General features: G+C 38.0%; 10 protein-coding genes and 1 tRNA gene. 3 read left to right on the forward strand and 8 right to left on the reverse strand.

Going from position 1 to position 9,393, the window contains the following annotated elements; all coding sequences use genetic code 11:
• The first annotated feature begins 81 nt into the window (after positions 1–81).
• Positions 82–1,107 (forward strand): lactonase family protein, encoded by a 1,026-nt coding sequence (locus tag LKJ51_RS05125; protein WP_291979612.1) that lies wholly within the window; start codon positions 82–84, stop codon positions 1,105–1,107.
• A 76-nt stretch (positions 1,108–1,183) separates the two neighbouring features.
• Here LKJ51_RS05125 and LKJ51_RS05130 read toward each other — a convergent pair whose 3' ends face one another.
• From LKJ51_RS05130 to LKJ51_RS05140, 3 genes are read right to left on the reverse strand one after another with little or no spacing between them, the layout of a single operon-like run.
• Positions 1,184–2,068: an RluA family pseudouridine synthase gene (locus tag LKJ51_RS05130; RefSeq protein WP_291979611.1), complete on the reverse strand. Its 885-nt coding sequence runs from the start codon at positions 2,066–2,068 to the stop codon at positions 1,184–1,186.
• Positions 2,065–2,883 (reverse strand): NAD kinase, encoded by an 819-nt coding sequence (locus LKJ51_RS05135; RefSeq protein ID WP_291979610.1) that lies wholly within the window; start codon positions 2,881–2,883, stop codon positions 2,065–2,067. The genes LKJ51_RS05130 and LKJ51_RS05135 overlap by 4 nt, the downstream gene beginning before the upstream one ends.
• A gap of 9 nt (positions 2,884–2,892) precedes the next feature.
• Entirely contained in the window at positions 2,893–3,537 is a 645-nt protein-coding gene (locus LKJ51_RS05140) for a GTP pyrophosphokinase (protein ID WP_291979609.1), read from the reverse strand.
• Between the two features lie 166 nt (positions 3,538–3,703).
• Here LKJ51_RS05140 and LKJ51_RS05145 point away from each other — a divergent pair, with 166 nt between their 5' ends.
• The gene (locus tag LKJ51_RS05145) at positions 3,704–4,339 is read left to right on the forward strand and encodes a DsbA family protein (protein WP_291980153.1); all 636 of its coding nucleotides are present in this window, start codon (positions 3,704–3,706) and stop codon (positions 4,337–4,339) included.
• Positions 4,340–4,401: 62 nt separating this feature from the next.
• Here LKJ51_RS05145 and LKJ51_RS05150 read toward each other — a convergent pair whose 3' ends face one another.
• The 4 genes from LKJ51_RS05150 to spxA all read right to left on the reverse strand — a co-directional run bounded on the left by LKJ51_RS05150 (position 4,402) and on the right by spxA (position 8,170).
• The gene (locus tag LKJ51_RS05150) at positions 4,402–5,778 is read right to left on the reverse strand and encodes a C69 family dipeptidase (RefSeq protein ID WP_291979607.1); all 1,377 of its coding nucleotides are present in this window, start codon (positions 5,776–5,778) and stop codon (positions 4,402–4,404) included.
• Between the two features lie 39 nt (positions 5,779–5,817).
• The gene (locus LKJ51_RS05155; protein WP_291979606.1) at positions 5,818–6,840 is read right to left on the reverse strand and encodes a competence protein CoiA; all 1,023 of its coding nucleotides are present in this window, start codon (positions 6,838–6,840) and stop codon (positions 5,818–5,820) included.
• A gap of 117 nt (positions 6,841–6,957) precedes the next feature.
• The gene (locus tag LKJ51_RS05160; protein ID WP_291979605.1) at positions 6,958–7,638 is read right to left on the reverse strand and encodes an adaptor protein MecA; all 681 of its coding nucleotides are present in this window, start codon (positions 7,636–7,638) and stop codon (positions 6,958–6,960) included.
• A gap of 130 nt (positions 7,639–7,768) precedes the next feature.
• Positions 7,769–8,170 carry a transcriptional regulator SpxA gene (gene spxA / locus LKJ51_RS05165; RefSeq protein WP_291979604.1) on the reverse strand — a complete coding sequence of 134 codons (402 nt, stop codon included), beginning with the start codon at positions 8,168–8,170 and terminating at the stop codon, positions 7,769–7,771.
• A gap of 362 nt (positions 8,171–8,532) precedes the next feature.
• Here spxA and LKJ51_RS05170 point away from each other — a divergent pair, with 362 nt between their 5' ends.
• Positions 8,533–8,940, forward strand: a complete 408-nt coding sequence (locus LKJ51_RS05170) for a hypothetical protein (RefSeq protein WP_291979603.1) — start codon at positions 8,533–8,535, stop codon at positions 8,938–8,940.
• Positions 8,941–9,268: 328 nt separating this feature from the next.
• Here the strand turns inward: LKJ51_RS05170 and LKJ51_RS05175 are convergent.
• A tRNA-Asp gene (locus LKJ51_RS05175) sits at positions 9,269–9,343 on the reverse strand.
• Between the last annotated feature and the right edge of the window lie 50 nt (positions 9,344–9,393).

The raw sequence follows: 9,393 nt of genomic DNA on the forward strand, positions 1-9,393 counted from the left end.
ATTTCCAGTGTACCATAGCTAGTATTCGTCTTGCTGAATTGCTATCATAGAAGTAAGCATTTTCAAAGGAGGCAGTTCAAATTGACTGAACAATTTTTGATTGGTACATATACTAAAAAGGACAGTAAAGGTGTTTACAAGGTTACTTTAGATCCAGAAAAGAAGGAAATTACTAAAGTTGAATTAGCAATTCCATCACAAAAGCCCGCTTACTTACAAGTTGGCTCTGACAAACGCGTTTATGCGGTAAAGCAAATTGATGATCAAGGTGGCATTGCATCATACTCACTAAAGGACGACAACGCTAAAATGCTTAGTAAAGTTCTAGCAGCAGGTGCTCCTCCTGCATATGTTGGTCTCGACGAACAACGACATCTCCTTTACAGTGCTAACTACCACACTGCAAAGGTTGATGTTTTTAAGATTAACGATGACGGGACACTAGTTCAAACTGACTCAGTACTTCACCAGGGAGCTACTGGTCCTCAACCAGAACAAGATAGTCCTCACGTTCACTTTGCTGACTTAACACCAGATCAACGGTTAGTCGTTTGTGACTTAGGGATGGATTTAGTTGTTGTTTACGACGTTTCTGCTGATGGTAAGCTAACCGCCGTTTCCCGTTACAAGTCAGAAGACGGCTTTGGTTCACGTCATATTGCCTTCCATCCTAATGGCAAGTATGCTTACCTTCTGGGCGAATTAAGCAGCAAACTTGAAGTATTAAAGTATAACGCTACTGATGGTACCTTCAGTCATATTCAAACAATTAAGACAATTCCTGACAGTTGGACTGCTCACAATGGTGCCGCTGCAATTCGTCTTTCAAAGGATGGTAAATTCATCTACACTTCAAACCGTGGTGAAAACACGATCGCTGTATTTGAAGTTCAACCAGACTTTACCGTTAAACATATTCAATCAATCTCGACTGAAGGTGACTTCCCTCGTGACTTCAATCTCAGTTCTGATGAATCATTCTTATTAGCATCAAACCAAAATAGTGATAACTTAACCCTTTATGCACGTGATGCCCAAACTGGTAAGTTAACCTTGTTACAAAAAGATGTTAAGTGTCCTGAACCCGTTTGTGTTCAACGATTCTAAAAAGCTAGGAAATTTCTTGACTTAAACTTAAAAACGACCACTAAAGTGCTATTTCAAGCATTAGTGGTCGTTTTTGTTAGATTAACTGAATTAGTGATTGAAGATCTTCGGGTAACGGTGCCTGAACTTCAATGTATTGCTGCTTAAAAGGACTATAAAACTTCATCCAATAACAGTGTAACGCCTGACGCGAAATCAAAGGGATTCCTCCATACATATCATCCCCGACTAACGGATGACCAAGATAGCGGAAATGAACTCTAATCTGGTGAGTTCTTCCCGTATGGAGGCGGATTTGGAGCAATGACATTTTTGCTGAAGACTTTTCTAACCAATATTCCGTTACGGAAGGTTTCCCCGTAGAGATTACCGTTCGGGATACAAATTTCTCAGGATCACGATCAATTGGAGCGTCAATGTAGCCATGCTTAGTCTCAATTTGCCCGCCAACAACAGCAAAGTAATTTTTCTTTACTTGGTGTTGTTTTAATTGCTGGTCCATAACGGCATGGGCAAATCGGTGCTTGGGAAAGACCACTAAGCCACTGGTATCCTTATCCAACCGCGTTGCAACATGAATAACTAAATTCTCATACCCTTGGCGTTCGTAATAACCACGAACACGGTTCACTAAGCTATCGGCAACTGTGACGTGGTGAGCCGGAACGGTCGCGACTCCTGCTGGCTTGTTTAAAATCAAGAAATCCCGATCTTCATATACAATTTCAATCGGTAAATCACTAGGGTTCACATTATCATTTGGCTTTTCTGGTGGAAGGATCAGTGAAAAATGATCTCCTGGCTTAACTTCATCAACCGTCCACCGATCCTCTCCGTTAATTTGCATTTTACCGCCATGGTAAACGGCAACTTTAATCAGACTTGCACTGACTCCTTCATGCTTCAGCGCCGCACGTAATTTACGTGGTTGCTGACCTGTATATTGCCACTCGAATTTCATTGTTTGATGCCACCAATAAAGGAATCATTTACACGGTGCCAAAAATTATTGTGACGATATTGTGCAAAGTTAATTCGCTTCTTCGCAACCTGATACGTTATCTCCACTAGCTTTCTTTCACCTACCGAGGGCTTTAACCGTACCTGATCCCGATCACAAGTCATTACATGTCCATTAAGGTCCTTTAGTCGAAGCATTAGTTTTGCTTCAGAGCCAAAAATAATTGGTGAACCTAATGTCCGGAACACCCGGTTATTTAGCGACGCCATTTCAGCAAGTTGGAAACCAACAATTCGCGGATCCATAATCGCACCACCTACGGACTTATTATAGGCAGTGGAACCCGTTGGTGTTGAGATACATAAGCCATCACCGCGGAAAGTTTCAAATAGTTCATTATTAACGAAGACATCACACACCATCGTCTTGGTGATATTACGAACGGTTGATTCGTTCAGTGCTGTGTAGTGATCAATTGAACCATCAGAATAAATGGCATGCATATCAAGTAACGGGTACGAAACTGATTGACCACTATCATTAACAAGGCTATCAACCAGGTCATCAATTTCATAATTGCGCCAATCAGTATAGAAGCCCAGGTGTCCTGTATGAATCCCAACGAAGCGAATCTGATCTAGTAAAGCTCCATAGTGGTGAAATGCGGACAATAGTGTCCCATCGCCACCAATCGTAATTACAACATTGGGTGCATTTTGGTCAAGAACTAACCCGGCTTTACTCATTTCTGCCTTGAGTAGCTTAGTGATTCGTTGTGATTCTGATGTTTCATTATTAAAAATTGCGACTCGCATATGGTCTCCTTATCTATCTGGAATGTTTTGATCTCCCGGCATTCGGTTTGAAAACATTGTTTGGGCTTCTTGAATTTCCTCACGAATTTCGGACATTTCATTATCAAGTTTGAATGCCGCTTCAGCAGCTCGCTGAAGACGCGCCGATAATTCTTCTGGAAACTCTCCCTGATACTTATAATTCAATGAGTGTTCAATTGTTGCCCAAAAATTCATTGCTAAAGTCCGAATTTGAATTTCAGCAAGGATCTTTTTCTCGCCAGTAACTAACTGTACCGGGTATTCTATTACAATATGGTAAGAACGATAGCCACTTGGCTTAGCGTTGCTAATGTAATCACGTTCTTCAAGAATAGTCATGTCACTTCTCTGCCGAAGCAAATCAACCACCTGGTATATATCCTCAACGAATTGACACATGATTCGTAAGCCAGCAATATCCTGCATATCTTGTTCCAAACGATCCTCTTGAACATGACGACGGATCATCTTTTCCTTAATACTATCTACTGGTTTTACCCGACCCGTAACAAATTCAATCGGTGAATGCTGAGTTTCATCCTGATATTGCTTACGGATTCCTCTTAATTTAATTTTAAGTTCATTAACGGCTTGTTGGTAAGGTAGTAAAAAATGTTGCCAATCATCAACCATAAATAACCCTCCCATTAAAGTTCGCATTTAATTCTAGCACAATCAGCCCCTCAACAGCATCAATCTGGTTCATAAATCATAATTCTTTACAAAACCAGCTTTTTTTGCAAAAATAAATTTGTTTAGAAAAGTCATCAAATTAGTATTAAACGAGGGGGAGCATTTAATGCTAGAGATACATTTATTCGTCAATCCACTTGGGAGACGTTGCTTTCGGTGTGAACATGACGTTCTTAAAGTTGATCAACAACTTAATACCAAAGTTAACTATCGCTTCATTCCGTTTTTCAACATGGCAACAATCCAACAAACAATTGAATTGTATCATTTGGATCAACATAGCTTAGCTGTTCGCCAAAGCGTTTCTAATACCATTTACCGAGTAATTCTCGATTACATGGCCGCATCTTTTCAGGGACGAAAACGGGGACGGCAATTTCTGTTGATGATGCAAAACGCATTAATCAAGGATAACAATAACTATAATGATAAGTTAGTAGAAAAGATTGCTTTAGCGTCTGGCCTAGACTTAGAAATGTTCTTAGAAGATCGTCACTCTAGTTTAGCCAAAAAGGCATTCCAAAAGGAGCAACAAATTGCGAAGAGCTTAGGAGTGAAGAAACCAGCAACTGCAGTCGTTTTTTATTATAAAAAAACAAAATATTGCTTCTTGTTAAATGATTTTGATTACGAATCATTAGTGACCGCATACCAAAACAAGCAACTTGAAAATGAATTTTCCGTAGCTAACTTTATCAAAAACCGCCGCTTACATTCCCAAACAAAATTAGTTCAAAAGTAAGCATTAACAGAATGGCCTTCAAAGTCGATTAATCGAACTTTGAGGGTCATTTCGTTATCTATTTAGTATTGAAGTCGTGCGTTCTTAAATCCGTATTCTACTAATTTGCCTAATAGCTTCATTGACTCCTGATAGGATATTGTGGCCATTTGTTCATTAGCCTTAGTTAAGAATTCAGCAACATCATCCTTCTTAGTAAATGCATTATCGGTTTGATGCTGGCAAATCAAGGTCTTGGTCATTACCTGCTCTGAAAAATCTTCAAGTAGTGGCTCAATTTTCTGGTAGTGCTGATCAGCAATTGCCATAATAACATGATTAAGCCAATAAATATTATTAATATCAAACGTTATCGCGGTATCCCGGTATGGCTTTGGGGTATCCTTAACATTTGCATAGAAAGGAACCACTGCATTGACTGTATTCGGTCCAAATGCCAACCATTGAACACCACTAACCCTTGGATCAACATTATTCCTGATTTGAAGGATATGGAGTTCCAAATTACGGTTTAATGCAATTGAACGGTATGGCGCACCTTTACTCAAGTATGGATCATAATCCGTGTCCTGGTAATGAGAACTCATTACTTCTTTAATCTCTTGGATAGTAATCTTATGACGTGGGTAATTAATAAACGGTAGCATTTGGTCAATAGGCTTAGTTCCCTGAGCACCGCTCAATTGTTGCTCCACATACCATGCTCGTGGATTATTATAATGAGCATCACGATAACTGCTACTCCCAAAAATCAGACGTAAATTATAATGATTTTCTTCTGGGTTAAGGTGGTTCAAATCAATTAATTCTTTCAGATCAGCAGAGCAAAGAGTTTCATTAGCTGAAAAATCAAAGTCCGTGATATTTAACCGATTTGGAGCAATAACATATGCATTATCAGGAACTTTAATTGCAGCCCAGTGATGACCACCAATTGTTTCAAGGTACCAAACTTCATTTTGATCACCAAAGGCTAAGCCATTAGCCTCATATGTCCCGTATTTTGTTAGCAGTTGGCCAACCCGCTCTACAGCTTGCCTAGCAGTTCTAACATATGGCAAGACTAAGGTTAAAAAGTCTTCCTCGCCGATTCCGCTCTCCTGATTATATGGATCAAGGCTAAGGATCCGAGAATTACTAGTAATCGTTTCGGTTGCGGTCATCGAGACGTTTGCTGAATTAATACCACTTGCACCAAAAATTCCGGCACTACTGTCTGCATCAGGTGTTGATGTATACCGTAATGGGTTTCCGGATAAATCAATCGTAAAATCTGTTGTCTTACTCTTATAATGACGTGACTGCTTTTCTGGTGTTACCACGACAAATCTTTGTGGATCAAAATCGTTTGAATAATCTTCTACCCGACAAACAATCGTGGATCCATCAATTGTTGCCTCTTTCCCAGCTAGAAATGTTGTACATGTGTGCTGCCTCATTTAAATCATCCCCAATTATCTTTTTCACCTCTTATTATTTCATACTTTGTTAATATCTACTAAGTAATTCCGCCAATTTAATTGCTTTAGAGACTGATATTGTCTCTCAAGTGAATACCGACGACTAGGACGCTTGATTAAAATTATCCTTTGTTTACTAATTACAACAAAGCCGCACATTATTAGCTGCTTAGTAAATAACTTAAGGTAAATATCTACCAATCCGTATTGAGAGACACAAGGAAATATTGACCACTCCGTTATCCCAGTTTTTCTTAACATCCCAAGCCACTGCTGCCAACTAAAGCTGGAAAATAGTGGAAGCTTTTTTAATCTCCTAATCACTAAACATCGCCAATATATCTCTGGACGGTTTGTAAAATGGATTCCAGTAATTTTCTGGTGGCAAATGATGGGGAGGTTCATTGGAGAATCTACTATTTTAACATCATTTTCTCTCTGAATTGCTAACTTATGCAGGAGTCGATAATCCTTATTTATTCCTTTTAACGTCGCCTGTTGAACCTTAAGAACCGGTGTAATTAATTTTAACGTGGCCTTCTTAACGTCCCAGAAAATAATCTTATATTGATGGTTAATTTTTTGAATAAATTTTTGTGTTTGCCGGTGAGTTAGTTTTTTCATATATGGAGAACCAAGCAGCCAAAAACATTTTATTCCATTCTTTCTATATCCTTGGGTCCGTTCATAAAGGGTCTTGGCTGACAGTGGACTACATTGAAACTCAATTGCAACCCGTTGACCACGAATATTAAGCAGGATATCCGCCCGTTGCTCTAAACTGGCAATATAGACTTCGACTTCTGCATTCCAACCATGCTTTCGTGCCCATTCAAATATCTGCTGTTTCCCCAAAAGATGCTCATAGCTTTCTCCTTTACCAAGGACACAGGAACTATTAGCATAATGAGCAAAGTGAGCAATCTTATTTTTCCCGTGTTTAAGAATAAGGTGCTCGCTACATTCAGGACAATAATATTCATTGTCCTTTTGAGCATCACACGCATTCATTAAATGATCATTTATCTTAGCAACTAACATCAAATTACCCCCCCTATAATATAAGAACGGTAATTTTTTAAAAATGCACGAAAAAAGGCCAAGAATTCTCTCAGCCTCATTTCAAGTAGAACTGTATTCTACCAATTTTAATTTTTACTAACCAAAGTAATGACGAATTAAATGTAGTGCCGAAATTTCCATTAGTTTTTTTGAATGCTCTGCTAAATAATCAGACGCAATATTAGTAGAGTCACCGTATTCATAAGCTAATGCAACCTGGTTTTTTATTCCCTCATCTGTATTCTCATCAGTTACTAAATACTGTAATGTCAAATAATACTGACCTTCATACTTATATAATTCACTTACCACGTTATGATCTTCTGCAACTTTAGCATATTGAATCAAGTCTTCAAACTGGTTGAATTTAACAACAATTAATTTTGTCATTGAATCCGACTGATTAATTGGCGAAGAATAATCATCCTCTAAGGATTGGGCCTTACTTGCTGAAGAATCATCGTTTTTACGTTGTGCAATACTCTGACGGATGTAGTCCGTAATTGCATCGGTTCGTCCATCACCTTCACCATTCACTTGGTCATTCTTACTAATGAATAATTCTAAGCCATTCCCAGTTGGCATAACTTGAAATGTCACTGAATCATTATCTTGAAACTGGTGAGTCGAATCAACTTCTTTTAAAATACTATAAAAGAAATCTTGGATCTGCTTATGATCACTAAGCAAGTCTAGAATCTTAATTCCTCGTTCTTCAAGATCATTCGAGTCGACTAAAACACGAATTGTATTTTCATTAATGCGCTCCATTTCCATCTAAAGCACCCCCTTCGACTCGATACATATATTATGTATTATTCTAACTAATTTATGGCAAAAGTAAAGCCAGAAAAAAGGCGCAATCCACAACTCATGAGAGTCAGTACATTACGTCCACTTAATTTCACTAAATTGTGTTAGCCTTCCGTTCTGCTTCAGCTAATTCTAACTCACGAACCTGACGAGGAAGGAAGCGCCGAATTTCATCTTCATTATAGCCAACTTGAAGTCGTTTATCATCAATAATAATTGGCCGCCGCAATAAACCTGGATTTTTACTAATTAGTTCATAAAGCTGTTTCATTGGAATTTCATCTAAATTAACCTTCAGTTCTGAGTATGCTTTGGAACGCTTAGAAATAATATCTTCAGTACCATCTTCAGTCATTCTTAGTATATTCTTAATTTCGCTTACGTTTAACGGTTCAGAAAAGATATTCCGTTCCTTAAAAGGAATTCCGTTTTCTTGCAGCCAACTCTTGGCCTTTCGACATGAAGTACAACTTGGAGACGTATAAAGTGTAACCATTAAGCAAGAAGCCTCCTTCTAGAGTTAATTCATTTAGCAACTTATAACTACAACTATAATTATACAATATTTTTTATATTATTAAAAGGCACGAAAAAATATATATAAGTTACTTTTAGTAAGTAAAAGTATAACATATCCCTAGTCTTTTTCAAGACCTTTTAGAAAATCTTCGTGTTTTCTGATCATGGTATTAGATTAGTAACGATAATTAGTAATTAGCCAAAAGAAAGTATTATAATAAACATATAGAAACATAGTAAGGAGGAACTGTCATGTTAACAAAATTAAGCTTAGCTTTCGGATCACGGCAGATCTTACAAGACATCATTGATAAATACCCTGATAGGAAATTTAGACTTATGCAAGCCTCAGTTCACAGTAACAAGTTAGCCCTATTTGATTTTTCTAATGAGACAACGATATTCAAATCACCTGTTAAACTCACGGTCTTAGGAGAAAAACTTAACAGTAATTACAATGGAATTCTCTATTACCAATCATTCCAGGTTGATAATGATCACCAAGAGGTACTCTATAATACTCTTAACAAGATCGTTAACAATTCAACTTCATTAATCAACGGTCAAGCTTTTCTTGAGGTTGATAGCAAGGCTGAGAGTACAACTCTTGTTCTTCTTAGTGCAGCAAATGATTTCGATGACCTAATGGCTTGGAAAAAATCTGATTCCTTTAAGCAACTTGATAGTTTTACTAGACGTGATCCCAATAACACATACTATGATGAAGTATATCGTTCAGAAATGTAATTTTAACTAAAATCCCACGTGATAATGACTAACTCCTATCGTTAATTATTATCACGTGGGATTTTGTTTCTAGAAATATAGCCGAAGTACCTTGCTTCCTTAGGTTTTACAATTTGATGTAGGTTAAAAATGTTGCTGTTCTTTTCTGTTTAACAATCCCTTTAGAACCTTAAACACGGCCAAATTATGAAAACACTTCTTACTATGATTTCCTTAGGTCAATTTCATGATGTAGGATAGCCGATTCCTACTCACCACTACTTGGTCTAAAGCATGGAAATAAAGCCAAATAAAAAAGCCAGATAAATCTGACTTTCATAATTCATGACGGTCCGTACGAGACTCGAACTCGTGATCTCATCCGTGACAGGGATGCGTCCTAAACCAACTAGACCAACGGACCAAAATTGCGGGGGCTGGATTTGAACCAACGACCTCCGGGTTATGAGCCCG

Source organism: Limosilactobacillus sp., from assembly GCF_022651205.1.
GTDB lineage: Bacteria > Bacillota > Bacilli > Lactobacillales > Lactobacillaceae > Limosilactobacillus.

Bases quoted from the DNA above. Each gene is read 5' to 3' on its own strand.
- LKJ51_RS05130 (WP_291979611.1), bottom strand. From the start codon at position 2,068: ATGAAATTCGAGTGGCAATATACAGGTCAGCAACCACGTAAATTACGT.
- LKJ51_RS05135 (WP_291979610.1), bottom strand. From the start codon at position 2,883: ATGCGAGTCGCAATTTTTAATAATGAAACATCAGAATCACAACGAATC.
- LKJ51_RS05140 (WP_291979609.1), bottom strand. From the start codon at position 3,537: ATGGTTGATGATTGGCAACATTTTTTACTACCTTACCAACAAGCCGTT.
- LKJ51_RS05145 (WP_291980153.1), top strand. From the start codon at position 3,704: ATGCTAGAGATACATTTATTCGTCAATCCACTTGGGAGACGTTGCTTT.
- LKJ51_RS05150 (WP_291979607.1), bottom strand. From the start codon at position 5,778: ATGAGGCAGCACACATGTACAACATTTCTAGCTGGGAAAGAGGCAACA.
- LKJ51_RS05155 (WP_291979606.1), bottom strand. From the start codon at position 6,840: ATGTTAGTTGCTAAGATAAATGATCATTTAATGAATGCGTGTGATGCT.
- LKJ51_RS05160 (WP_291979605.1), bottom strand. From the start codon at position 7,638: ATGGAAATGGAGCGCATTAATGAAAATACAATTCGTGTTTTAGTCGAC.
- spxA (WP_291979604.1), bottom strand. From the start codon at position 8,170: ATGGTTACACTTTATACGTCTCCAAGTTGTACTTCATGTCGAAAGGCC.
- LKJ51_RS05170 (WP_291979603.1), top strand. From the start codon at position 8,533: ATGCAAGCCTCAGTTCACAGTAACAAGTTAGCCCTATTTGATTTTTCT.